General features: G+C 66.9%; 17 protein-coding genes and 4 pseudogenes. 9 read left to right on the top strand and 12 right to left on the bottom strand.

Features of this window, described 5'->3' with window-relative positions:
- Positions 1 to 32 precede the first annotated feature (32 nt).
- A complete protein-coding gene (locus ACFZDC_RS38335) occupies positions 33 to 5,813 on the top strand; it encodes a DNRLRE domain-containing protein (RefSeq protein WP_391331277.1) in 5,781 nt (1,926 codons plus the stop codon).
- A gap of 441 nt (positions 5,814 to 6,254) precedes the next feature.
- Positions 6,255 to 6,632, top strand: coding sequence for an anti-sigma factor antagonist (locus ACFZDC_RS38340; protein ID WP_391331280.1), 378 nt, complete (start codon positions 6,255 to 6,257; stop codon positions 6,630 to 6,632).
- 102 nt (positions 6,633 to 6,734) lie between these two features.
- On the opposite strand, the gene ACFZDC_RS38345 is transcribed toward ACFZDC_RS38340, so the two are convergent.
- Positions 6,735 to 6,875: a hypothetical protein gene (locus tag ACFZDC_RS38345; protein WP_391331282.1), complete on the bottom strand. Its 141-nt coding sequence runs from the start codon at positions 6,873 to 6,875 to the stop codon at positions 6,735 to 6,737.
- Positions 6,876 to 7,556: 681 nt separating this feature from the next.
- Here ACFZDC_RS38345 and ACFZDC_RS38350 point away from each other — a divergent pair.
- Both ACFZDC_RS38350 and ACFZDC_RS38355 read left to right on the top strand, forming a co-directional pair.
- Positions 7,557 to 8,288 carry a DUF6924 domain-containing protein gene (locus tag ACFZDC_RS38350; RefSeq protein WP_391331284.1) on the top strand — a complete coding sequence of 244 codons (732 nt, stop codon included), beginning with the start codon at positions 7,557 to 7,559 and terminating at the stop codon, positions 8,286 to 8,288.
- 864 nt (positions 8,289 to 9,152) lie between these two features.
- A pseudogene (locus ACFZDC_RS38355) lies at positions 9,153 to 10,515 on the top strand (IS1380 family transposase).
- Positions 10,516 to 10,538: 23 nt separating this feature from the next.
- Here ACFZDC_RS38355 and ACFZDC_RS38360 read toward each other — a convergent pair.
- The gene (locus ACFZDC_RS38360) at positions 10,539 to 10,898 is read right to left on the bottom strand and encodes a lecithin retinol acyltransferase family protein (protein WP_391331286.1); all 360 of its coding nucleotides are present in this window, start codon (positions 10,896 to 10,898) and stop codon (positions 10,539 to 10,541) included.
- Entirely contained in the window at positions 10,891 to 12,141 is a 1,251-nt protein-coding gene (locus ACFZDC_RS38365; protein ID WP_391331288.1) for a GTPase, read from the bottom strand. The genes ACFZDC_RS38360 and ACFZDC_RS38365 overlap by 8 nt, the downstream gene beginning before the upstream one ends.
- A gap of 653 nt (positions 12,142 to 12,794) precedes the next feature.
- On the opposite strand from ACFZDC_RS38365, the gene ACFZDC_RS38370 reads away from it, so the two are divergent.
- Together ACFZDC_RS38370 and ACFZDC_RS38375 are read left to right on the top strand one after the other, a co-directional pair.
- Positions 12,795 to 13,898 carry a transposase gene (locus ACFZDC_RS38370; protein WP_391331290.1) on the top strand — a complete coding sequence of 368 codons (1,104 nt, stop codon included), beginning with the start codon at positions 12,795 to 12,797 and terminating at the stop codon, positions 13,896 to 13,898.
- A gap of 80 nt (positions 13,899 to 13,978) precedes the next feature.
- A pseudogene (locus tag ACFZDC_RS38375) lies at positions 13,979 to 14,425 on the top strand (serine protease); the annotation flags it as partial.
- A gap of 235 nt (positions 14,426 to 14,660) precedes the next feature.
- Here the strand turns inward: ACFZDC_RS38375 and ACFZDC_RS38380 are convergent.
- The 3 genes from ACFZDC_RS38380 to ACFZDC_RS38390 all read right to left on the bottom strand — a co-directional run bounded on the left by ACFZDC_RS38380 (position 14,661) and on the right by ACFZDC_RS38390 (position 15,941).
- A complete protein-coding gene (locus ACFZDC_RS38380) occupies positions 14,661 to 15,137 on the bottom strand; it encodes a hypothetical protein (RefSeq protein WP_391331292.1) in 477 nt (158 codons plus the stop codon).
- Positions 15,134 to 15,499, bottom strand: coding sequence for a helix-turn-helix domain-containing protein (locus ACFZDC_RS38385; RefSeq protein WP_391331294.1), 366 nt, complete (start codon positions 15,497 to 15,499; stop codon positions 15,134 to 15,136). The genes ACFZDC_RS38380 and ACFZDC_RS38385 overlap by 4 nt, the downstream gene beginning before the upstream one ends.
- A 64-nt stretch (positions 15,500 to 15,563) precedes the next feature.
- Positions 15,564 to 15,941, bottom strand: a complete 378-nt coding sequence (locus tag ACFZDC_RS38390; protein ID WP_391331296.1) for a type II toxin-antitoxin system RelE/ParE family toxin — start codon at positions 15,939 to 15,941, stop codon at positions 15,564 to 15,566.
- A gap of 304 nt (positions 15,942 to 16,245) precedes the next feature.
- Between ACFZDC_RS38390 and ACFZDC_RS38395 the strand changes: the two genes are divergently transcribed.
- Positions 16,246 to 16,518: a hypothetical protein gene (locus tag ACFZDC_RS38395; RefSeq protein WP_391331298.1), complete on the top strand. Its 273-nt coding sequence runs from the start codon at positions 16,246 to 16,248 to the stop codon at positions 16,516 to 16,518.
- A 707-nt stretch (positions 16,519 to 17,225) separates the two neighbouring features.
- Here ACFZDC_RS38395 and ACFZDC_RS38400 read toward each other — a convergent pair.
- Positions 17,226 to 17,516 carry a hypothetical protein gene (locus tag ACFZDC_RS38400; protein WP_391331299.1) on the bottom strand — a complete coding sequence of 97 codons (291 nt, stop codon included), beginning with the start codon at positions 17,514 to 17,516 and terminating at the stop codon, positions 17,226 to 17,228.
- A gap of 33 nt (positions 17,517 to 17,549) precedes the next feature.
- On the opposite strand from ACFZDC_RS38400, the gene ACFZDC_RS38405 reads away from it, so the two are divergent.
- Positions 17,550 to 18,131: an RRQRL motif-containing zinc-binding protein gene (locus tag ACFZDC_RS38405; RefSeq protein ID WP_391331301.1), complete on the top strand. Its 582-nt coding sequence runs from the start codon at positions 17,550 to 17,552 to the stop codon at positions 18,129 to 18,131.
- Between the two features lie 115 nt (positions 18,132 to 18,246).
- Here ACFZDC_RS38405 and ACFZDC_RS38410 read toward each other — a convergent pair.
- The 5 genes and pseudogenes from ACFZDC_RS38410 to ACFZDC_RS38430 all read right to left on the bottom strand — a co-directional run.
- Positions 18,247 to 18,417 (bottom strand): annotated as a pseudogene (locus ACFZDC_RS38410) (nucleotidyltransferase domain-containing protein); the annotation flags it as partial.
- Between the two features lie 126 nt (positions 18,418 to 18,543).
- Positions 18,544 to 18,702, bottom strand: a pseudogene (locus ACFZDC_RS38415) (IS110 family transposase); the annotation flags it as partial.
- A 291-nt stretch (positions 18,703 to 18,993) separates the two neighbouring features.
- Positions 18,994 to 20,127, bottom strand: a complete 1,134-nt coding sequence (locus ACFZDC_RS38420) for a ParB/RepB/Spo0J family partition protein (RefSeq protein WP_391331303.1) — start codon at positions 20,125 to 20,127, stop codon at positions 18,994 to 18,996.
- Complete coding sequence (locus ACFZDC_RS38425) at positions 20,124 to 21,386, bottom strand: AAA family ATPase (RefSeq protein WP_391331305.1); 1,263 nt, start codon at positions 21,384 to 21,386, stop codon at positions 20,124 to 20,126. The genes ACFZDC_RS38420 and ACFZDC_RS38425 overlap by 4 nt, the downstream gene beginning before the upstream one ends.
- Positions 21,387 to 21,825: 439 nt before the next feature.
- Complete coding sequence (locus tag ACFZDC_RS38430; RefSeq protein WP_391331308.1) at positions 21,826 to 22,770, bottom strand: hypothetical protein; 945 nt, start codon at positions 22,768 to 22,770, stop codon at positions 21,826 to 21,828.
- 315 nt (positions 22,771 to 23,085) lie between these two features.
- Between ACFZDC_RS38430 and ACFZDC_RS38435 the strand changes: the two genes are divergently transcribed.
- Positions 23,086 to 24,288, top strand: coding sequence for an IS110 family transposase (locus ACFZDC_RS38435; RefSeq protein WP_391331309.1), 1,203 nt, complete (start codon positions 23,086 to 23,088; stop codon positions 24,286 to 24,288).
- Positions 24,289 to 24,696: the final 408 nt, after the last annotated feature.

Raw genomic sequence — 24,696 nt, forward strand, 5'->3', positions numbered from 1 at the left:
TCACGCCTACCGCAGCGGCCGCGGACATCGCGGTGTCCGACGGCGGAGACACCGACCTTGCCTCGGTGGCCAAGGGCAAGGAGACCTTCGGGCTGGGCTGGGAGGACAAGCTACCCACCCCGAGCGTAAAGAACAGCACCGCCTCCTACAGACTGGGCAGCGGGCAGACCCTGTCCGTCACCGCCTTGGCGCAGGGTTTCTCCGAGAACATCGAGCTGACTCAGCAGCCCGAGAGCGACTCGGTGTCGTATCGGATCCCGCTGCGCCTCGACGGGCTGAAGTTGTCTCAGGCTGACTCCGGTCACCTACTGCTGAAGGACGCTGCCGGGGACCTGATAGCTGAGGCGCCGGCGCCGATGATGTGGGACGCGTCCAGGGACGAGGCGTCCGGCGAGTCCGCGCACCAGAAACAGGTCGCAACGAAGATCCAGGTTGCGTCGGACGGCTCGCAGACTCTCGTGCTGACCCCGGATAAGGACTTCCTCGCGCACGCGACCTATCCGGTGACGGTGGACCCCACCACGACGCTAGCCGTTACCACGGACACCTGGGTGCAGAACCCGGACTACCCGGACTCGCAGATATCCTCCCAGGAGCTCAAGTCGGGCACCTACGACAGCGGGACGGACACGGCCCGCTCGTACCTGAAGTTCGACGTGTCGAAGTTCGCCGGCAAGCACATCACCGCCGCGACGATGTCGCTGTACAACTACTACTCGGCGACCTGCTCCACCTCAGGAGCAGCCACCCAGGCCCGCCGGATAACCTCCACCTGGTCGTCCTCGTCGATCACGTGGGGTGCCCAGCCCTCGACCACGACCACCGGGGTGGCGACCAACACGGGCCACTGGGGCTACTCCTCGTCCTGCCCGGCCAACTGGTCCAACTGGAACCTGCAGCCGATCGTCCAGGCCTGGGCCGATGGATCAGCCAACTACGGCCTGCAGATCCGCAGCGCCGACGAGACGGACTCCACCACCTGGCGCCGCTTCCGGTCGGCGAACTACACCACCTCCGGGTACACCCCGAAGCTGGTCGTCACCTACAACTCGTACGCGACCACGGCCTCCGCTGCGGTCTCACCGGAGTTCGCCAACCCCTACAACGGCAAGACCTACGTGACCTCGCTGACCCCGACGCTGTCGGCGAAGGTGACGGACGCGGACGGCACCACGGTCAAGGGCCAGTTCGAGATCACCGCCGACCCGGCCTACGCGGACACCACGTACTCCTACACGGGCACGTCCTCATCGGTGGCCTCCGGTTCGACGGCGAAGTTGACGATCCCCTCCGCCTCGGCATTCCCTGCGGGCACCCACATGCGCTTCCGGGCACGCGGCTATGACGGCACCGACTACGGTGCCTGGTCGCCGTACACGGTCTTCGCGATGAACACCGGCCTACCGGCCGCCCCGACGGTCTCCTGCGACCCGTACACGGCCGACACCTGGACGGCGAAGGTTGACAGCGGCGCCACCTGCACGCTGGACACGTCCTCGTCCGACGGCATGGGCTACTACTGGGGGCTGGACGACTCCGCCGTGCCCAACCGGGTCTACGACACCACAGACGGCACCGGTGGCGATGCATTGACCATCACGATCAAGCCCGGCGAGGACTGGCACAAGCTGTACGCCAAGACCGTCGACTCTGGCGGAAACCTTTCCTCGGCCTCGACGTCCTACGTCTTCGGTGTCGGTGACGGTGCCGGTCTGCTCACCCCCACCGAGGGCGACAACGCCGCCCGCAGGGTCAGCCTGACCTCCACGGGCAAGACCAGCTACACCGGCGTCACCTACCAGTACCGCCGGGGTGAGACCGACTCCTGGCAAAACGTGCCGATCGGGGACGTCACCAAGACCTCCGACGGGTCGGCCGTCACCGCCTGGCCGGTCTCCGTTACCAACGGCAGTCCCGCGGCACTCACCTGGAATGTGACGTCGTCGCTGTCGCAGGACGGTGCAGTCGACATCCGTGCCGGCTTCACCGACGGTTCGTCCACCGGGTACTCGCAGGCACACACCATCAGGGTGGACCGCAATGCCGGGACCGCGCCCAGCGAGGTTGCGGGGCCTGGCGCGGTGAACACGCTGACGGGCGACTTCACGCTGTCAGCGAACGATGCCTCCGGATTCAGCGTTGCGGTGTCGCGTACCGCATCCTCTCGACGTCCTACGGCGGGGGCAGAGGCTGAGGGGCAGGCGGACATCTTTGGCCCGCAGTGGACCTCCGGCACGACGGCGGACCTGACCGGCTCCGGTTGGGCGTATCTACGCAGTACCTCCACGGCTTCGGTCGCGCTGGTCGACGCGGACGGCGACGAGACCGGGTTCACCGCCACCAGCGGTGACGGGTGGAAGCCTCAACCCGGCGCTGAGGATCTGACGCTGATCAGCAAGGACAAAGACGGCAAGACGACGAACAATACGTCCAACGTTTCCGTTTTTACGCTGACGGACCATCAGGGAACCACGACCTCGTTCAAGAAGGTGGACCCGGCAGCGGCGACCTGGCAGGTGACCAGCTCCTCGCTTCCGACGGACAACTCCACCACGAAGGTCCTCTCCGAAACGGACCCCAGCAGCTCCAGCACCAATCCGCTGGCCCGCCCGAAGTACGTCATCGCGCCCACCTCGGCCGTGGCGTCGTCGACGTGTGAGAGCACGCCCTCGACGGCCGGCTGCCGGATGCTGGAATTCGTCTACGCCACCTCCACCACCGCCACCTCCGGCACACTCGGGGACTACAGCGGACAGGTCAAGCAGATCAAGGAGTGGGCGACCGACCCGGGCGCTTCGGCGGCAACCGCCACAGTCGTCTCCCAGTACGCCTACGATGACTCCGGCCGCCTGCGCGAGCAGTGGGACCCGCGGATCAGCCCCGCGCTGAAGACCGCCTACACCTACGACAGCGCCGGCCGCGTCGCCACCCTCACCCCGCCCGGCGAACTGCCATGGACCTTCACCTACGGCAAGGCCGGCAGCGCCGCCACCGCCGGCGCGGGCATGCTCATTTCGGCCTCCCGCCCCAATCTGACAGCGGGCACCAAGAGCACCACCGACGGCACCACCGCCACCACCAGCGTGGTCTACGACGTGCCGCTCAGCGGCAGCACGGCGCCCCATGCCATGGCCGCCTCAAACGTGGCGTCCTGGGGCCAGAGCGATGTCCCGGTCGACGCGACGGCCGTCTTCCCGGCCGACTCCGAGCCGCTCTCCCACACCGGAAGCGACCTGGCCGCGTCCGACTACAAGCGGGCGACCATCACCTACACCGACGCCTCCGGACGAAAGGTCAACACGGCCACACCCGGTGGGCACATCACCACCACCGAGTACGACCGCTTCGGCAACACCGTCCGTGAGCTGACCGCCGCCAACCGCGAGCTCGCGCTCGCCAGCAGCGGCGACGGACAGGCCGAGCAGGTAGCTCTGAGTATCGACCAGATGACTACCGCCGACCGCGCCGAGCTCCTGTCCACGCGCTCGGTGTACTCGAGCGACGGTCAGCGCGAGACGGACAAGTACGGTCCCCTCCACCAGGTGACCCTCACCTCCGCGCTCAAGGCCGGCAGCGGCGGCACCGACCTGCCGGCCGGCACCCAGGTCCCGGCACGGCAGCACACCGCCAACACTTACGACGAGGGCCGCCCCACCGACGGCACGGCCGCGGTCGACAACCAGATCACGACCACCAGAGTGGGCGCATACGTCGACGGCTACCCCCAAGACGCGGACGTGCATACCATGGCCACCGGCTACGATTGGGCCAAGGGCCTGCCCACCAGTACGGTCACCGACCCGAGCGGGCTGGCATTGAAGAGGGCGACGTCGTACGACTCCCAGGGCCGGGTCACCAAGACCACCCTGCCGAAGTCGTCCGGCTCGGACGCGGGCGCCACCGTGACCACGTACTACTCGGCCACCGGCACCGGAGCCTGCAACGGCAGGCCGGAGTGGGCCGACCGGGTTTGCTCCACCGGCCCGGCTGGCAGTATTACCAACGGCGGCTCCAACCCCACCGAGCTGCCCATCACGACCACCGAATACGACCGCTGGGGCAACCCCTCGAAGGTCGTGACCGCGAACTCGGTGACCCGTACGACCACCACCTCCTACGACGCTGCCGGACGGCAGACGAAAAAGACGGTCAGCGGCGGCGTGGGCACAGCCGTCCCGGACACCACCACCACATACGACACCGACAACGGCCGCGTCGCGACGGTCACCTCGAACAGCCAAACCATCATCCACACCTACGACCAGCTGGGGAGGGAGATTTCCTACGACGACGGCGCGGGCAACACGGCCGTCACGCAGTACGACGTGCTCGGCCGCGTGGTGAAGACCAGCGACTCCGCCCCGTCGACCACCACCTACACCTACGACACCAGCAAGGACCCGCGCGGTCTGGAGACCTCCCGCACCGACTCGGTCGCCGGCACTTTCGCCACGACCTACGACGCGGACGGCGAGGTGGCCACCGAGTCCCTGCCCGGCGGCTACACCCTCACCGTCAGCCAGGACGAGAGCGGTTCACAGACCTCGCGGGTCTACACCCGTGACAGTGACGGTACCGTCGTTGCCTCCGACACCGTGAACCAGAGCATCCTCGGCCAGATCGTCGCCAACAACGACACCGCCGGCCTGACCCGCTCCCGCAGCTACACCTACGACGCGGCCGGCCGTCTCGCACGCGCTGACGACACCGACCCGGACGGCGCCTGCACCCGCAGGAGCTACACCTTCGACGACAACAGCAACCGAACCGCCCTCGCCGTCGCCGCCAGCGACATCGGCGCGGCCTGCACCTCGACCGGCGCGACGACGTCGTCGTACTCCTACGACAGCGCCGACCGCCTGGTCACCTCCGGCACGGTCTACGACGCCTTCGGCCGCACCACGACCCAGGCGTCGGGCACGACCATTGGCTACTACGCCAACGACCTCGTCCGTCGCCAGACCTCCGGCACCGGTCGGCAGACCTGGACCCTGGACGCGGCCGGCCGCCTCGCCGCCTGGACCACCGAGACCCAGGGCAGCGACGGCACCTGGACCCAGACCGGATCCAAGACCAACCACTACGGCTCCGACGGCGACAGCCCCGACTGGATCCAGGAAGGCGCCTCCACCCTCACCCGCAATGTGCCGGGCATGGATGGCGACCTGGGTGCTGTCACCACTTCGACCGGCGCCATCATCCTGCAGCTGACCGACATCCACGGTGACGTGACCGTGCAGCTCCCGCTCGACTCCTCCACGGCGACAACCGCGTTCGCCTACGACGAGTACGGCAACCTGGAAGGCGACGGCACGGCAGCCCGCTACGGATGGCTCGGTGGTCAACAGCGGTCCAGTGAGACCCCGACCGGAGCGATCCTCATGGGCATACGTCTCTACGACGCAACCACCGGACGCTTCCTCTCCACCGACCCCATTGCGGGCGGCAACGCCAATGCCTACGACTACTGCGGGGCCGATCCCATCGCCTGCAACGACGTAAGCGGCGCCATGAGCATTTCCTGGTGGAGCCCGTGGTGGTCACCCGTCTATTACGTCTCGATCAAGTTCAACAGATGGGAAACCAGGCAGATGATGTATGGTGCCGGGCCCGCCGGTACCATCATAGGCATCGCGAAGGACTACGTGCCGAAGTCGTACAAGCACGTCATAGCCGCGATCAGGTTCATCGGCTGGTACCTGTCCCTCGTCTCGGGATATGCCACCAGACACCACAAATGCACGAAGGTCTGGGCCGGCGCTGCAAGGGGCGCTTGGCTGTATGCATGGAATGCATACGCCACTAAATGCTAAAGCAGAAGGGCGGGGAAGTGAAAATCGGTCCCGAAACGCTGCAGGCTATCGGCGACGTAATCTTCGCGGTGGTTTTGCTGGGCTTTTCCATTTGGATGGCCACGGGCAACCAGACCACTCTCGCTGTAATATTCGGCGTAGGGTTCCTGACGTACCTGCTGGATATCGCGCGTAGGGCGAGAAAGCGCCGAAGCGCATAAACAATAAATGGGCCCCTGGGTGACGAAAGCCTCGGGGCCCATTTCATATCGTCTGTCAAAACTCGTGAACATCGCCCGGCCATGGAGACGAACTGCAGCTGGACGGTGATCTCCTGCTTGAAATAGGCGGTGTGCCCGGATCAGACCTCGCTCTACAGCACGCCGTGCAGGGCGTTCTCGAGGAAGCCGTCTGCGGCCACCGGAGGCGGCGCATCACCTTTGAAGCCCTAAGATCACCGGCATGTCTGAGGGAGAAATGACGGGCGCCGAACACGCTGGGCAGGCTGGTCAGCTGACGGTCGAGACCACCGCCACCGACGGCATCCGCGTACTGAGCCTGGCCGGAGAGATCGACCACCACACCGGCGACACACTCCGCCAGGCCCTGGACGCATCCGGCACCCCTCGCCCCCGCATCGTCGTCGACATGCACCAGGTCACCTTCATGGACTCCAGCGGCATCAACATCCTCATCGGCGCCCACCGCTCCCTCAGCGAGGCCGGCGGCTGGCTCCGCCCGGCCGCCATCCGCGAATCCGTGATGCGCACCATCAGCCTCGTCGGCATCGACACCGTCATCGACTGCCACGAAACCCTCCAGCAAGCCCTCATCGACTGACCACCCCGCAGCCGACCACACGCTGACCTGCCATGTTTGGGCCTATGGGCGGACAGCGGCATCAAAAAGACGACAGCCTTCCCCAGGACGCGGCGTGCAGCCTCAGGCTGCACGCCACTGATGGGCCCGGCCGCCGCGCCACTCGACCCGCCGGTCGTCGTCCAGGATGCTGTCGGGGGCGTGGATGCCCGCGGCCTCGAGGAACACCACCAGGTCGTGAAAAGGGTGACCGCGCATTCCCATGGGTGGGACAGGATTCTCGGTACCGCCTACAGCGAAAGTCAGGGTGTGCTGACGCCGGGGCTGGGGTGTGCGGGGTTCGCCGGGCGCGGGGGCACGACCCAACGGGCAGAGCCGGAGGCCGAACAACTTCGAGCGCTGGCCGCGCTCGGATCCACAGGGCCGGCATAGCCGGTTGTCGATGGCCATGCCCGCCGCAGGCCACCCGCGCTACCACGGCTATGTCTGCGGCTTGCCGGGAGGCGGACGCTGTCATGGTGAGTTGGGAGCCGTACGATGACCTTGATCCCGCCGGGCGACCAGTGCTGGAGTCGAAGGCATCCAGGCTGCTCTGCGGCACGCCTTGGTGGCGGTACTCAATCAGGCCGGCCTTCTGCAAGTGCCGATCTCGTGGACCTCACACCGGCCGAGATCCGCCGTCTCCTGGCAGCTGAACCCCCGCACCCCCGCGCACGCCACAACCACACGCTGACCTGGTCACGGTGGAGACGACGCCACCAGGCACGCGCCCGCCAGAGCCACTACGAACGGCGCGGCTACCTCTTCGCCGGGGCGCGGTGGGAAAGTCCGTCCCGCCCACCTGGCGCCCCGCTACACTCCACACCACCAGGCCGCTGACCAGCCCAGATACCGAACTACGGCTGGAGTATAGTCGCACCGCCCCCGGGACACGAGGCCCACACGGTGCCGCGGGAACCCATCCCCCGGCGCCTGATCGTGGTGGACGACCGCGCTTGGCAGGGAGCCACCCCCGCGGAGGTGCGCAAGGCCCTGGACGGAGACGGGACGTGGATTCCCGACCTGGTCCTGCTTGCCAACGACAGGACCACGGCCAACCCTCACCTGCGTCCGCTGCTAGCGTTCCGCGGCACCGACGGGAACACGTTCCGGATCACGCCCCGCCAAGCGGCCCTGACTTACCTGGTGCTGCACCGGCCGTACCAGGAGACGACCCTGGAGCACTTTGAGGAGGAGGCCCCCGCCGAACCCGATTGGGAGCCCGAGGAGGACGAGACCGCGGAGGACTGGGAGGACGACCTCCCCGATCCCGTGGGTACCTACCTGGAGTCGCTGAACCCTCCACCGCGCTACGAGCCCCCGACCCGGGCTCTGCCCCTCCTCACCCAGGAGAACTTCGGTCTGCTCGTGCGCACCGACTTCACCGATGACGCCGCCTGGACGTCGCTCCTCGACAGCGTGCACCGCCCGGGACGGGTCTATGGCGACCCCATCGAAGACTTCGGCGACGACATCGACACCGTAGACGACCCGACGTTCGAGGGCTCCAGCCCGGAGCATCTGATGGCGCTGGTCCGCGACAGCCAGGACCCCGGGCAGATGACCGCGGACATCGTGGTGATCGCGGATGGACCGCCATGCGCGATCCCGACCATCGCGTCCTGGTCGTGCCCCTGAACGGCCCCATCGGGTACACCTTGGACCCTGAGCAGGTCGGAAGCATGGTGGGGGTGTGTCAATTTACAGCCCCCAAGGTGCTCGTCGAAGAGCGGGGTCACCTGGGCCGGGTCGGGTCGAGCTGGGCCGCGAAAAGAGCCGAGGCCGTCCGCAGGCCCTCGTTCGCCCGCTCGAGCTGGGCATTCTCCTTGCGCAGCTCGGCGAGTTCGGCGCGCTCATCGGTGGCGAGTCGGTCGTCACGCTCGCCGGCGTCGGCCTGGGCCTGCCGGATTCAGCCGCGCAGGGCCTCCGGGTGCACGCCGAGAGCGAGGGCGAGCCTCTTGATCTGCGACTTCGGATCGGCGGTGCGGTACATCCGTGCCGCACACTCATGTAACTCCCAGCGAGTACTTTCTGGGGGCGGCCATGGCCGATACTCCTCCTATGAGTCCCATCTGACCCTCTGTCAACACACTCCGCATCTCGGCGGAACCTCACATGACACCGCTGACCGCGCGGGCCTGCCGCCCGGAAGACCACGCAGCGTGCGCTGACGGTCAATGACTGCGGCGCCTCGGTGCCGGAGTATTGCCGCGTGAGGCGCCCAGCGGACTGACAGGTTGCCGAGTGGCAGGTTCGGTGTGGAGCCGATACGTGAAAATCGAACGGGGAGAGGGCACCCAGTGACCTGACCCACGGCACTGGACCCGCTCACCCACGACCCGAGGAACCTGGAGCACGCAACCCGAGCGTCGGGCCCCAGCCATGCCCGCTCAACGACAATCAGCCATTAACCTCCGCGTTTCACTTGCGGCGGCGTCCGGATCTTGATCAGAAAAGCGAAAGTGCCTTCTGAGCTGGGATGATGAGGCTTGTCTAGGGCTTCTGCCACCACAGCAAGAAGGCGCTTTCTGCGTGCAGACTACCGGGTCGCGTCCCAAGCTCGTCGTCTCCGCCGACGGCCGTGGGGTCGTCAGCCACGCCGGATCCCGCCTGCTGGCTGATCTCGGCGATGTCACTGGCCTGAGCGGCGCGTTCACGGACGGGCTGCGCAGGCTGCGACCGCGTGGCACCGGGCACGACCCCGGCCGGATCGCGGTCGATCTGGCAGTGATGCTCGCCGACGGCGGCGAGGCGATAGCCGACCTGGCCCTGCTGCGGGACCAGACGGAGGTCTTCGGTCCGGTCGCCTCCACCCCGACCGCCTGGCGCCTGCTGGCGGGCATCGACCCGGCCGCACCCGCCCGCCTGCGCTCGGCGAGAGCTGCTGCCCGGGAGGTCGCCTGGCTGCAGGCCGCCGAGACCAGGGGCGGCATACCCGCGGCCCGTGCTCCAGGCGGCGGCCACCTATAAACGCGGCTTCGGCTACCACCCGCTGCTGTGCTTTCTGGACAACACCGGCGAAGCCCTGGCCGGAGTGCTGCGTCCGGGCAACGCCGGCGCCAATTCCGCCGCAGACCACATCACCGTCCTGGACGCGGCCCTGGCCCAGATCCCAGACGCCCACCGCCACGGCACCAACGTCCTCATCCGCGCCGACAGCGCCGGAGGCGCAAAAGCCTTCCTCACCCACGTCCGAGCACTGCGCGAGCGGGGCATCCGCACCTCCTTCTCCGTCGGATACGCCGTCACCGAACCAGTCCGTCGCGCAATCCGGGCCCTGCCCGACCATCTGTGGCACTCCGCGCTGGAGCAGGACGGCACCCTGCGGACCAGCGCCGAGGTGGCAGAACTGACCGGCATGGTGGACCTGGCCGACCACCCGGACGGCACCCGGATCATCGTGCGGCGCGAGCGCCCTCACCCCGGCGCCCAGTTGTCCTTGTTCGACCTGGACGAGGGCATGCGCCACCAGGTCTTCCTCACCGACACCCCTCACGGCGAAGGCTCTCTGCAGCATCTGGAGGTCCGCCACCGTGCGCACGCCCGCGTCGAGGACCGCATCCGCTGCGGCAAGGCCACCGGTTTCGGCCGCTTCCCGTCACGCCACTTCGCGCTCAACACCGCCTGGCTCGAGCTGTCCCCGACCGCCGTCGATCTGCTCGCCTGGGCCCAGGCGCTATTGCTGGACGGCGAATTGACCTCCGCCGAGCCGAAGAAGCTTCGCTACCGGCTGTTGCATGCAGCCGCCCGCATCACCCGTGGAGGCCGCCGCCTCCACCTGCGGATCGCCGCTACCTGGCCCTGGCGAGACGACCTCGTCGCAGCGTTCACCCGCCTCGCCGCCCTGCCACGACCAGCCACCTGACTGGCAGCACGGTCCCTGCTCACTCACGACCCGAGGAACTGGAGCACCCGATCCGAGCGTCGGGCCCCAGCCATGCCCGCTTGACGGCAGGCGGCCACGAACCACGGTCCTCCGCGATCAGCCCGACTGATCCCTCCCAACCGAAACGCGGAGGCTTGTGGATCACCGCTCTGCGCGAAGACCCGTATGTTGGTTCGGAGTGCCTTGGCACTTCGTTTGGAGAACCCGGTCAGATGTGCCACCGTGCCGTCTCCCAGATCGATCCCGTGATGTCTGCGCCCTGCAGCCACCCAGCCGTCGGGCCGGGCCACCACGAGATGGTCTCCCGCGGCCACTGTCCCGCTCCTCCCCGCACGCAACCCGATGCGGGGGTGGTCACTCATCGGACTTGAAATGCCGCCGTACGTCGCCCAGCGGCTCCTTATCGATGAAGTAGAAGATCGCCGCCTCGCCGAGTGACTTCGTACCGGCTGCCGCTATGGCACCGGATGCCGCGTTCCCCGCCACCGGGATGATCTTCAAAAGACCTCGGGCGATTTCGCGCAATGCGACCCCGGCTCCGATGTTCCCCCCGAGACCGACGATCAATTCCTTGGACGTGGCGAGGGACAGCTCGCGCCCAGAAATATATGCGATCAGCGTGATCATGGTGATTTGAAAAGTCGTGAGCACCGGAAGATCGGCTACCGGTATCGGAGTCGCCCCCACGGCTCCGCAAATGACGGCGAAGGCCGTGACTATCCTTCTGGCCAGCCTTTTCTGAACCTTGCGAAACTGTGCCGTACGCGCGAATTCGATCTGGGCGTCGTCCGGCAGGACTTCTTGCATCCTGAGCGCCAGAAGATCGATGTTCCAGCGGTAGTCTCTCCTCTTGTTCACCTTTCCGTCGTCACCGAAGATCAGCAGTGCCGCTGTCGGCAGCACGTCGCAGGCTATGTGCCGGGAGAGGTACGCATTGCCGTTGAGATGTTCCTGGAGGACCGAAGCCGCCTCGTTAACGTTCTGCTTCTTATCCTTGTCCTCGTAGTCGTGCGGAGGAACCTTTATGTCGCTCGGATGAAGCTGGTCGCACTGGGCGAGGACCGGGATGATCTTTATGTCGGTCTCGTGGATACGGGCAGCCTCTCGATGCACTTTTTCAAGAGCGGCCAGATCCCCGTCGATCGCCGCATCCACGTCCGTTGCCTTGACCAGAAAGGCGATGACGTCCGGGCATTTCTCCCGAACTGCGGCGAGCAAGGACTCTTCCGCCGACTCCGCAGGGTCATCCTCCGCGGGGGCGGACCCCTCCTGCACCCCTCGGGTATCCAGAATCTCCACTTCCCGCTCACCGATTTGACAGAGTTCCCAGAGTGTCGCTCCTGTCTGCGCACGCACCGCTCCGGTCTTGCGTACAGGGGTGCTGAAGATCGCGTTGATCAAGGATGACTTTCCAGCGCCACGTCGACCGAAAAGCATGAGACGGGGGCTTCGGCGTTCCCGAAGCATGGTCAGCAGCAACTGGATTTCTTCTTGCGCCTTGGCGCGGACCGGCTCCGGCAGTCCATCCAAGGCGTCGAAAAGCAGGTTGAGGGTTCTGTCCAGGGCCCGCGGGTCCTCGCCCGGATTCTCCTGACCGTCAGCCAATTGTCGTCTCCTCCTGACAGGAGCGGTTGAAGATGCGGGTGTTCTGTGTCGGCCTTCAGGGATCGGTGATTCCTGCGAGGAAGAAGCTCTTCGCGTCCGCAGAGATTTACTACTGCTCAGCCTGACTCGCCGTTCCGAAGAGTATCCATTCACCGCGGTTCCTGTCACCGGCGCGTGCAGCAATTTGTGCGCCATATGTCGGCCACCGGGCTCTTGACGACAGCAGCGTTTTTACGGTAATTGGGGGGCTCCATGAACCTTGGCGCGTTCGGCTCGGTGGTGACGGCGTCTTCACCGGCGCATGCGGTGGGAGTGATGAGCAGGCCTGCGGCGAGCAGAGCGGATCTGGTGTCGGCGTACAAGCGAACGTGGCCCTGGCAAGATTTCCGTGAGGCTGGGGTGTGCCACCGTGCGCCGGTGACGCTCCGTCACGAATGACGGCATTGTCAGCGAGTGTGATGACCTCGTACAGATCATGTCTCCGCACCTCGATGCGGTGCGGGTGGAACGAGTGTGGGTCGCGGGCGGCGTGGTTCGCATCAGCGCCTGCGCCCGCGAGTTGACGGTGGCGTGTCCGGACTGCGGTCGCGGTTCTGCGCGGGTGCACAGGCTATTGCCGCACGCTTGCCGATGTCGCTGTCGGTGGGCGCCCGGTGCTGATCGGGCTGTCGGTGCGGCGGTTGTTCTGTGACAGTCCGGGCTGCGGTCGGCGGACGTTTGCCAAGCAGGTCGAGGGGCTGACGGTGCGCTACCAGCGCCGGAGCCCGCTGCTGCAGCACCTGGTGGAGATGACCGGGGTGCTACTCGCCGGCCGCGGCGGTGCCCGGCTGCTGCAGATCCTGAAGGTGCCGCTGTCGCGGACCAGCGTGCTGTTCCACTTGATGCGCTTGCCGCTTGCGCCGGCAGCGATCCCGCGGGTGCTGGGCGTGGACGACTTCGCGTTATACGCGGACGTCTACGGAACCCTGCTGGTGGACGCCGACACCCGCTTGCCGATCGAGCTGTGGGCCGGGCGCGACGCCGAGCAGCTGGCCGCCTGGCTGCGGGCGCACCCCGGTGTTGAGGTGGTCTGCCGGGATGGCTCGCTGGTCTACCGCCAAGGCATCGCCGACGGCGCCCCGACCGCGGTGCAGGTCAGCGACCGCTTCCATCTGTGGCAGGGGCTGTCGAAGCGGATCGGGGACATCGCCGCCGCCCACCGCGGCTGCCTGCCCGCCGCAGTTCCCGAGCCCGAACCGGCACCGCCATCAGCGACCCCGGCGGGACCGCCCGATCAGGCCGACACGCCAGCCCGCCGCCACACGAAGCGGCTGTTCGAGGCGGTGCACGCGGTGACCGACACCGGTCTCTCGCTCAGCGCCACAGCCCGCGAGCTGGGCCTGAACCGGCGCACCGTGGGCAAATACGCCCGGGCCGCGACCTGGCAGGATTGCGTTCGGCGCACCCGGCCCCGCCGAACCACCAGCCTTGATCCATATCTGGAGTATTTGCGGCAGCGGTGGAAGGAAGGTGAGCACACCGCGACGGTGCTGCATCAGGAGGATCTCGGCATCGAACTGCGGCAGAGTGCCTCGGCTGGCGGCGGGGTGAAGGCCTTCGTCGTCTCCGCCGACGCGCGCGGCGAACGCGCGAGCACTGCGACGCACCGGATGACCGTCACTCTCCAGGTCGACACTGGCCCGGCAGGTCGTGACGTTCTCATCGGCGACACGGGCCGCGGCCTGGACCCGGTGCCCGCTCCCCCAGCCGGCATGTAGTCCCGGAGCAGGGGCAGCCTGGTGGAAGCACGAACCGTCGAAGTCATCAACCCCCGCGTCCGACGTTCGGTTCGGGCGCCCTGGTCGCGCCGGGACTGGTCCTGACCGCCTACCACGTCGCTTGCCCGGGCGGCGACCGGGAGCCTGTCACCGTCCGGGACAAGAGTGGCCGGGCCGCCGAAGCCACCATCGCGTGGGCGGACGCGGACTTGGACGCCGTCCTGTCGCAGACGGACCGCACCGTGCTGGGGGCCGGCTTCCCCGTCGTCCGCTTCGGTGAGCTGACCTGCGACTATCCGGACGCGCGGCCGGTGTGCTCCCTGACCGGCTTCCCCCGAGCCCTGCGCAGGCCGCACCCCACGCTCCCGGACGCGTTCGCGGACGAGCCCATGACGGTCGACGGGAACATCAAGCCAGCCACCTCCTCCCGGCTCGGCTACTACGCCTTCGAGCTGATCAACACCTCTCTGGACTCAGCCGAGTTGTGGCAGGGCATGTCCGGCGCCGGAGCCTTCTGTAACGAGCGGCTCGTGGGCGTGGCCACCTTCGCCTGCGACTTCGCGCATGGCGGCCTACTCCACCTGATGCCCGCCGCCCGCCTGTTCGGCTCCCCCGGATTCACCGACACCGTCACCGCCGTGACCGGCATGACCCCGCAACTGCAGCCCGCCGACCTCAAACTCCTGCTCGACGACCTCCCCGACCCCCGGCTGTCCACCTCCTACCTACTCAACGCACGCTCCGGTTGCGCTGATCCATGGCTCAGTGAGCAATGTCGCGTCGCTTCATCTGCCAGAAGGTTCGTTCCCGGGTGTCCAGCAGCGACAGCAAGGGTGCGTCAATGCCGAGACGGACCGCGGTTTGGTGAATGGCTTCACGCAAGTACGGGCGCACTATCGGTGTGGCCACAGTTTTCGCGAACTCCGATACGACCTGTGGAGGGACACTGACCTGCTCAGGAGTCAGGAAGACTGCGGCGACGTCCGCGGTCAGGCGACCTTGGGCTGTGACGACGTGGGCGCGCAATCGGATGTCGATGGTGTCGCCTTCAAGGCGTTGCATCAGTTCGAATTCCGCGGTGTCGTCGTCTGACGCGGCATCATCGCGGCATCCGGAGCCGTTGCGGGAAAAGCCGTCGTGTCGGCGTCCGGAAACCTCGTAGTACAGGATGTCGACCAGCTCGGCTGTGTCTCGCAGCTCGTCAACGGATGACAGGACTCGTGCCGCTTTGGTGCTCATACTGCGGTCCGCCTGCCTGCAACCGCGACGGGCTCCTCTTGGTGTGCCACTGGCTGCCAGCCGGCGTCCGAGGGCTGCTCTTCGACGACCATTGCCGCGACCCTTACGCACAGCCCGACGGCCCGTGCGTAGCGCATCACCGTGCTGAGACGCGGATCGCCGCCCAAGCGCTCGAAGTCTGATACGGCCGACTGCGTAGTCTCCATGGCTTCGGCTACCTGCGACTGCGTGATCCTCCTGGTCTTGCGGTGCTGCACCAACGTCTCGATGAGCTTCATGAGCCGCTCAGTGTCGTCGAGCGCGTCCTGAGTGCGGGCGTCAGCGAGATCGATGCCGAGCATGTCAGCGAGGTACTCATCCACGGTGTCCCCCTTCCCCTGGTGTACCGAGTATCGCCTAAAACCGATATCAACTCAACGCGTCAGGTCATTGATCGTCACGATCTGACCTGGTTTGCCACTCGTTTAGGCGCTTACGAGCAGTCTCGATATCGGATGGATCGGTTGCGATGCCCTGCGTCGACTTCTTGTTCACAAACTTCACAGCAAGCAGCACAGCCATGCTGGCCGCCTCCACCTCGCCATAGAACAGGCGAAAGATCCGCTCACCACAGTTCAGCCTCAACTCGAGCAAACCGCTCCCGAGACTCTTGCAGTCCTTGGGCAGGAGCTCGCCACGCTGCGCCCGGTCCATCAGCCGGCCCAGCTTGGCCCTCTCGTCACGGGTGAGCTGACACTTCTCCATCTCCCTGCGTACAACATCCGCCCCCAGAGCCGTCTGGTAGAACTCCCAGTGCTTCGTCACGCGCCCGCTCCCCCTCCCTGCAGCGGCAGAAAGCAACATCAGACGCCCAAACTGTTGCAGACAGTGAGAGGACGGTCGGATGGTTATTTAGCCTGACAGCGGGCCGTGTCATCGCCCCTGCGGGGAACCATTTGCCTGCTCAGCGGCCGCCGTCAGCGACATGCCAGCTTTCCGTGCTGACGGAGAACAGGAGGAATCCCGCTAGAACAATCACCCGAATGGGTGGCAGTGCGCGCCCGACGACCCGACCAGATCCCCCCAAGATCCGCCATGCAGGGGGTGCAGGCCCGCTACCAAGGACGCGTTGGAAAACCGCCCTCGCGGCTGGCATGACCTTCAAGGACCCACGCCCATCACCGTCTACGAGCGGACGTACCGCCACGACGGCACCACGGCCAAGGTCACCGCAACCCGCGACGACACCCGCCCCGAGCCGTACGTCTGGACGTGTACGTGCGGCGCGTCCCGTTCCTTCCCCACCGAGCACGACGTGTTTCCCACCGCCTGGCGGCACACCCACCGGACCCGCTTCGACCGGCTGCGGTCGTGGGCCACCCGCCTGTTCACCGCCCGCTGACCTGACGCTCTGCCTGGCCCTCGCTCTCGCCTCGCCCCCCGGGGCCGGGCGAGGACCGGACAGGCCGCCTGGCTGAACGCACCACCCGCTGCGCCCCCGCCGAAACACGACAGCGGCGGGGCGCAACGCTGTCACCCGACGCCTCAAGGAGATCACTCGTGCTCATCCCCCGCCAGCGCCGCCGAATCGACCGGCCCCCTCCGCAGCGTCCCGGCCATCGCTACCCGCACCGCCCCGATCGGCTGCCCGGCGCCTGGAGCAGGTGATGCCGCGCCGTCGCAGGAAGCCCCGCCTCGAGTTCAACCGGGTGCCGCGCACTGCCAACTGGAGTTCGCGCGGGTTCCTTGAGGGCTTCGGGCCGGTGGAAAGTGCAAGTGTGCAGGTGAGAGTCCTTTTTCTGCCAGTCAGTCCTGCGTGTCAACTTCTCCGAGTTACTACTGGCAGATTCCGCGAATTTGGCCAGCAACTTGCGAGGCTCGACGGGATTCCGGAAGTCGCCGACGTCTGACAGCGGCTCAAGGGGTGCTGGAAGGGATCCAGTCGTCGTTGTTTCGATGGCGGTCCAGTCCTACGGCCTCGAATTCGCCCTCGCCGAGGCGCCTCCTCGCGCCGAGCCGTCGAAGAGCCTGCGAGATCGGCGTGACTGCTCGCGAGAACCACTTCTTCGCCGGCGCCTCCAGTGGCCCCAAGGTCAGTACGCCGTCAGCCTAGACAGCGGCCCGTTGCTCGCCGACGCCTCCGAAGGCCTCGGCCTCAACATAGGCAACGGGCCCCGCGGCGGACCACTGGGCGAGCAGTCTCTCGAAGCCTCCTGGCAGCCGCCAAAACCCCAGAGCCCCCAGGGTGCTGCCATCCGTGACGGCGTCGAAGACCTCGTCTGTCATCGGCATCAGCGACAGGCCCTGCCGGAGAGGGGCCAGTCGGGCGCCAGGAATGTCCCGTGACGCGGCTCCCAGCAACTCGTCTCCCGCAATCACTGCCTGCAATTCGTAGCCCACCGAGGCCCTCTCCCGCCGATTGGAGACCTCATCATGCCTCAGCCATCCCGGACGAACCCACGTGTCTCCTCATGCCATAACCCGCCCTCCGCCAGCGTGTTCCCGACCAGACGACCTTCAGATTCTGTGAACCCGCTGATTTCCGAGTTCGACCGCGGCGCTGTCCCGGGCAGTTTGGCCACCCGCCGCAAGTTGCGGGTCATGGGACTGAGCCCGGGTGACAACGACGGTCCGGTGGCGATCCTGCGCTGCAAGTGGCGCGCCTACCGGCCGCAGTGGTCGTGCAACCACCCCACCCGCGGGTTCCTGATCCGGGTCGACCTGGCGAAGCCCAAGCGGACACCGACGCTTGCTCAGGAGCGGGCCTTGGACATGGCGATGGCCGCGAGGCAGACCTGTGGCGGCTGCGGTAGGCGCTTCTATTTCTGCCTCTCGAAGAAGCTTGGGTGCTGCCTGGAGTGCTTCGACGGCACACCCGTAGAACCCAGCAGATCATGTAGAGGGCGGACGCCATCGGTGACGACGCGACGTGTGCCAGGGTCGACGGGGTCCGTATGTGCCCACTCCGGAGACCCGATGCCGATCTCAACTTCCAAACCTGAGGCCGTGGCGTAGCGTCGTTCGGTGATGGGCCCCCACGCTTGCGGACGAGCTCGCCGAGGGCGAGCTCGTCGGCCCAGGAGTTGTTGAAGTATTGGGTCTGATCTGTCGTGAGCAGGACGATGTCAATGTCGGAGTCAGGCCGTGCGGCATTGCGGGCATATGAGCCGACAAGTAGCAGGCCGACGATGTCCTGGCGGGTCGTGGCCCAGCGTGCGATGTGGGCGATGACCTCCTGTACTTCGGAGGCTCGTTCCTGGGAGACTTCGTTCCGGTTCGATTGTCCGGCGCGGTGCGTCATGTGGGCTCCTGGGTATTTTGACGGCGGCTGACCTCAGCCGCGTAGGCGCCCCAGTCTCCGGCGGCGGCTCGCTGCCATTTGACGGCGACGGTGATGTCGATGCCGAGGGTGCGGGCGAGGACCGCGGCGGGCAGTTCGGGGTTCGTAGGAGGTTCCGTCGCGGAGCATGGCGAACAGGACGCTGATGCGGTGGCGGGCGAGGCGGAGGAGGGCCTGGGTGTGGGTCTTGCCCCGGGCTCGGCAGCGGTCGTAGTAGGTGCGCGAGGCGGGATCGTGGAGGCCGGCGGCAACCGCTTACGTCACCGGCCTGTGCAAGACGCTGCGTGAGTCCAACATGGACGACGCGAAGCGCCGCGCAAGCAGCGGCACACCGCCAAGCGGATCGGCACGCGGCTGGAGGACGGTCACCGTCTATCTGGTGAGGGCCAGGTATCCCGTGGGGCGGGAGAGCTCAGTGGGTCTTCACGGCCGGGCACCCTGCGGCCGCCCGTTCCGGTTCTAGCCTGTCGGGCGGGCGGTGCCACCAGAGCGTGCTCATGCTGCGGTGCGTGGCGTGCCAGCACCGCAGCATAGGTGTCAGAGAGTGTGATCGGCGGCTTGGTCAGCGAAGGAGCGTGCTAGCTCTGCGAGCCGTGCCCGGTCCCGTTCCAATGCTTTCTTGTTCAGGCACTGGAGCAAGGTAAAGAAGGTGTCGTCGGATTCGATCTTCGTGTCCAGGAGCATCGCGAGTGAGCCGGGTTCGTCGTACGGCACCTTGCGGATGCGTGGGCCGGTAGTCGTGTCCTCTTGGGAGCTCGATGTGGACGAGTCCGCCCGCGGCTCCGGCACCACCTGCTGCGGTGCCGGATCATCATCGGTCTGTACCGACTGAGCGCTGGCCGGCGGTGCGCTCGACTCGCCTTCCCCTATTACGTCGTAATAGGGCGCGGGCTCTCCGGCTGCCTGGGGTGCGGGTGTCTCGTTCCTCCCTGGCTTCCTGCGGCCACGCTCTCGCTTCTCTGCTTCCTTACGGTTCCGCTCCTCCTTGAGTTCGTTGAATGCCGTCTCCTGCTCCGCGGCAGGCTTGTTGCCGACAGCTCGGAGCAGGTCGATGGGCTCTTCACCGATCCGGGCTTGGAGTTCGGGCGTGAGATTGAGCAGGGCGAGGCGTTGTGACACCCAGCCTTGGGAGCGGTGGAGTCGTTTGGCGAGCGCGGTCTGGCTGCCGTGGATGGTCAGGAGGCGTTGGAGGGCTCGTGCTTCGTCGAGCTCCTCGAGGTCTTGGCGGTGAATGTTGGCGACGAGTGCGGATTCGAGGAGTTCCTCGGAGGTGCTGCCCTGGTCGTCACTGACCATCACCTTGATGGTGGGGAGTTGTGCTTCGCGGGCGGCGGCGAGCCGGCTGCTGCCATCAATGACGATGTGGGTGGTGTCGGGTTCGAGGTCTGCTTCGCGTTCCGGGTTGGCCTTGACGTAGGCGTCCCGGTTCATGACCGTGATCGCCTGCTTCTGGCCGTGGGTCTTCAAGCTGCCTGCGAGATCGGTGAGGTCACCGAGGCTGGAGCGCGGGTTGTCGGGGTTGAGGCTGATGCGGTGCGGGGGAAGCTCGGTGGGCGGGGCGACGCCGTCGGTGGGGACGCCGGTGGCGGCGGCGACGGCTTGGCGTCGTGCGCTGACGGGCCGTACTCCCCCGCCGAAGCGGCCGGCGCCCAGCTGGTCGGCCTTGCTCATACGATCTCCCGGGCCAGTGCGCGCATGCCGATCGCCTGCTGTGACTTGGGCGCGTAGGACAGCAAGGGTTGCTTCATCCTGACTGCTTCCTTCTGTTCTTTCAGATCCCCGATGAGCCCGACGACCCGTGGATCCTTTATGTCGACCCACCCCTGCAGTGAGGAGGTGGCGATGAAGCCGCGGCGGGAGTCGTAGAGGTTGACGACGATGCCGAGGTAGTCGATGTCGACCTTCAAGTCGTTGCGCAGGTCGTCGACCTGCGTGGTGAGGAGTTCATAGGCGTCGGCGGAGCTGTCCTCGGCCTGTACGACGATGAGGGCGCCGGATTGGCCCGGCTTTTCGCCGTCGCGGCGGCGGCCGTAGTAGGCAGCGGCGTCCATGCTGAGGCCGAGGCTTGGCGGGCAGTCGACGAGGATCACGTCGTAGTCGGCTTCGAGCGGAGCGAGCGCGCGCTCCAGTGCCGCTTCCCGGGCACGTACGGCGGACAGGCGCACATCGAGGAGGAAGGCGTCATTGCAGGCGGGCAGAAGATGGAGCCGGCCTGCGAATGCGTCGTCATCGACGGAGACGATGAGGTCGCGGAGGTCGCCCTTGGGGTCGCCTGCCATGTGGTTGGTGAGGCTGTCGCCGTTCATCGGCAGGGGGGCTGCACCGAGTTGGTTGGTGAGGTGGCATTGCGGGTCGAAGTCGACGAGCAGGACACGCTGCCCCAGGCCGGGCAGATTCTCAATGTCCAGCGGGTCGCTGGACGGCTCCTCGCCGGATTCGGTGTCACTGGCCCGGAGGGCCTTGGCGAGGGCCTTGGCGACCTGGACGGCATGCAGCCTGTTGGGGTCTTCGGCGAGTGCCTCTCCGAGTCCAGCGGTGATCGCTGTCTTGCCGACGCCACCCTTCTGGTTGCAGACGACGATGCGGCGGGTGACCTCAGGCCGTGCGACGTCTGGTGCGGGGTTGGAGTCGAGCCACAGTTGGACAGCCTGGGCCACGCCCTGGATCAGGGAGACGCGGCGGTCTGTGGCGACTTGGCGGAACTCATCCCACTGGCCGGGAGGCAGGAAGGTGGAGAAGGAGTCGGCGCCCGAGGTGTCGATGGTTGCAGGGGTGGCGGCAAGGCTGCACCAGTCCCTGATGCCCTGTTCGACGGCTGCCTGGATCTCGATGCCGCGCTGGGCGGCTCTGATCTTGAGGTTCTGCCGGAGCCATCCCGGCAGTTTGGAGACGACCTTCTCGCGGTCGCTGGAGGGGGCTGACGAACTCATGGATGACACCTTACTAACGTTCAAGATCTATTGAAGCATCGACGCGTTAGTTAATGACTCTTGGTGGGGCATCAGGGAGCCCGAAGGTGGCATTCGTGGCCTGTTACACCGTAATTGCCGGACTCGGTGACAGCGAAGCAGCAGCCACCCAGATGCTGCAGCGGTTGGCGCAGCGCTCACCCGCCGGAGGCACAGACAGAGCGCCAGAGCCCAAGAGAGGCCAATGCAGTTGCCTGACGAGCGTCTGCTGCCCTCGGCAACGGCATCCCGGCAAGCGCACCACGGAGCCGTGCAACGTCGATCCGTCCCTGGTTCAAGGAGGTCATCTTCCGCCTCCCACTCCCCCAGGTCACCATCGCCTGAGCCGACCGCGCCTACGCTGGCAAACTCGTGACCTGGGCCGAACAGCACCTCAACCGCCTGAGCATCCGGGCCGCGGTCACTCTGATGATCCGCCGTCTGTGGCCCACTGGCCGGCAGTCACCTCACGTGCGACGCGGCGCCACTGGGCTTCCCCGCCTGGCAGCGGCCAGGCCCAGGTGGGCTGTTGCGCCGTGCGCAGTTCCTGGAGGCGGCGGGCAAGGGACGGCCCTGCGATGGCGGCACCATCTGGGACGCCGGTCCCATGGGCAGTGCGGAGTTCGGCGAAGCGGGCCAGTTCGGCCTCATAGAAGTGCACCGCCCGCTCGGTGCGTGCGACCACCTCATCGCTCGGTGCAGTGCGGTGCAAATGCAGCAGCGAGGGTGCCGTCGACTCGGCGATCGCTGCAGCGAGCCGCGCGTGCCCGTCCAGAATCAGATGGCAGTCCAATCCGCTGACCCACCACAACAGGACGGGCGGGAGCGTTCCGTCACGGGCCTGCTTGCGGTACGCCTTCACCCGGCCGTCGCCCGCATCGGGCATCGGGCGCAACGGGAGGATCTCCCATGAGCCGGAATGGATGAACCAGTCGATGTATCCGTCCGGATGGCCGTCGATGAGCATCGAGTTCCAGTACTCGGCCTGCGGTCGGCGGCCGTGGTTCCAGCGCAGGAGCGGGCTCTCGCGTGAGAGCAGCCATCGGCCGTCGTGCACAGGACTGCCTGGAGAATCGAGCAGATGCTGTATGAAGCGGTACGCCCAGCGGTCCGGGTTGCCGGCCAAAGCCCGTCCCGTCTCGGCACGCAACGGCGGGATGAGCGACCGGTAGCCGTCAGTGCGCCAGAACGCAACTCCACAGAAGTCCTCGTCGACAGCGGCAAGGAGCACGGGCCGCGACTGCTGGGCGAGAAGCAGCCGCCGCTCGGCGCTGAACAGACACAGACCTGGTTGGCGGCGTGTCTGTACCTCTAGGGACAAGCCCGTCCACGTGCCGTCGTCCCGAGTGACATCAGTGCGCCGCATGCCGAGACAATAGAGGGTGCACGCGGTCGACCGCGCAGTTGCTTACAGGAGCCCCCCGTTATGTTTTCCGCGGTCCTGCAAGAGGGCCGCTGGCCTCCGGGCCCGGCATGGCTGGTCCCCCCTGTCGAACGGATGACCTGGGGGGTGGTGCCACCGGGCCCGAGAGGCGCCGTTGGAGACGCTGATGAGAGGTCCGACTACCGCCCGGCCGAGCGCAATGCCCGGCCGTACACGGGCGGCAGGTCTGCATAACGTGGATGCGCGCACGACGCCAACGCCCAGGCCAGCACCCCACGCCCCGTTCGGGAGGACGGCTTGAACGAGTACGACGAGATAGGCGTCTTCCTGGGCCTGGACGTCGGGAAGAGCGCTCACCACGGACACGGACTCACCCCGGCCGGCAAGAAGGTCTTCGACAAGCAGCTGCCCAACACCGAACCGAAGCTGAGGCAGGTCTTTGACAAGCTCCGCGAGAAGTTCGGCACCGTCCTGGTCGTCGTGGACCAGCCGGCCTCGATCGGCGCTCTGCCGCTGACGGTGGCCCGCGACACGGGCTGCCAGGTCGCCTACCTGCCCGGCCTGTCGATGCGGCGGATCGCTGACCTCTATCCGGGCGAGGCGAAGACCGACGCCCGCGACGCGGCCGTCATTGCGGACGCCGCCCGCACCATGCCGCACACCCTGCGCTCGCTGGAGCTGGCCGACGAGATCACCGCCGAGCTCACCGTCCTCGTCGGCTTCGACCAGGACCTGGCGGCCGAGGCCACCCGCACCAGCAACCGGATCCGAGGCCTGCTCACCCAGTTCCACCCGTCCCTGGAACGGGTCCTGGGCCCGCGTCTGGATCACCAGGCGGTCACCTGGCTGCTGGAACGCCACGGATCCCCGGCCGCGCTGCGAAAGGCCGGACGCCGCAGGCTGGTCGAGGTAATCCGGCCCAAGGCCCCGCGCATGGCAACACGGCTGATCGACGACGTCTTCGATGCGCTCGACGAGCAGACCGTCGTGGTCCCGGGCACCGGCATCCTGGACGTCGTGATCCCATCACTGGCCCGCTCGCTCGGTGCCGTTCACGAACAAAGGCGGGCGGCAGAAGCCCAGATCACAGCCCTGCTGGAGGACCACCCTCTTTCGAAGGTCCTGACGTCGCTGCCCGGCGTCGGCGTCAGGACCGCCGCCGCACTGCTGGTCACCGTCGGCGACGGCACCAGCTTCCCCACCGCCGCCCACCTCGCCTCCTACGCCGGACTCGCCCCGACCACGAAATCGTCGGGAACCTCGATCCACGGCGAACACGCCCCCAGAGGCGGCAACCGGCAGCTCAAACGCGCCATGTTCCTCTCCGCGTTCGCCGCCCTGCACGACCCCGCCTCCCGCACCTACTACGACCGATGCCGGGCCCGCGGAAAGACACACACCCAGGCACTCCTCCGCCTGGCCCGACAACGGATCAACGTGCTGTTCGCGATGCTCCGCGACGGAACCTTCTACGAACCCAGAACCCCGCGCCTCGCTTGACGAAAGACATAGAGGCACCCCCCGGCGTCAGGCACACCTTCTTGTGCAGGCGACGAGGTGGGCGCCGCTTCGAAGGCGAGCACGAAGACGCCCCGACCTATTACGCCGTAATAACCCGAGGGATGGGCCGGAACTGGTCGCGCCGCCATGATCGAGCGGGGGAGTGCGGCGAACCGGCCCTAACGCAGCAAGAGCCAGAGGTCGTAGTGCAGACCCGGCCCCGTCCTTGCACCGGACCGGGACTCTCCTGTCCACTCACCAGCCTGAGCGGCCAGGGCCGTCAGCCGCGTCCTCAACCTCACAGGGCAATACACCTAGACGAGTCTTTCCGAATACGGTCAGTGGTCATAGGCGGTCAGTGATCGGCTGACCGCCTGCCCGGTCTGGAAGTTGTGCCAGATCGCGGCG

This window comes from Streptomyces sp. NPDC007905 (assembly GCF_042959345.1).
In the GTDB taxonomy this organism is placed as follows: Bacteria; Actinomycetota; Actinomycetes; order Streptomycetales; family Streptomycetaceae; genus Streptomyces.

What these genes read in the sequence shown, in the direction of transcription:
- ACFZDC_RS38340 (WP_391331280.1), top strand. Translation starts at nt 6,255, where the DNA reads ATGTCTGAGGGAGAAATGACGGGCGCCGAACACGCTGGGCAGGCTGGT.
- ACFZDC_RS38345 (WP_391331282.1), bottom strand. Translation starts at nt 6,875, where the DNA reads ATGGGAATGCGCGGTCACCCTTTTCACGACCTGGTGGTGTTCCTCGAG.
- ACFZDC_RS38360 (WP_391331286.1), bottom strand. Translation starts at nt 10,898, where the DNA reads ATGAGTGACCACCCCCGCATCGGGTTGCGTGCGGGGAGGAGCGGGACA.
- ACFZDC_RS38380 (WP_391331292.1), bottom strand. Translation starts at nt 15,137, where the DNA reads ATGAGCACCAAAGCGGCACGAGTCCTGTCATCCGTTGACGAGCTGCGA.
- ACFZDC_RS38405 (WP_391331301.1), top strand. Translation starts at nt 17,550, where the DNA reads ATGCCTCAGCCATCCCGGACGAACCCACGTGTCTCCTCATGCCATAAC.
- ACFZDC_RS38420 (WP_391331303.1), bottom strand. Translation starts at nt 20,127, where the DNA reads ATGAGCAAGGCCGACCAGCTGGGCGCCGGCCGCTTCGGCGGGGGAGTA.
- ACFZDC_RS38425 (WP_391331305.1), bottom strand. Translation starts at nt 21,386, where the DNA reads ATGAGTTCGTCAGCCCCCTCCAGCGACCGCGAGAAGGTCGTCTCCAAA.
- ACFZDC_RS38430 (WP_391331308.1), bottom strand. Translation starts at nt 22,770, where the DNA reads ATGCGGCGCACTGATGTCACTCGGGACGACGGCACGTGGACGGGCTTG.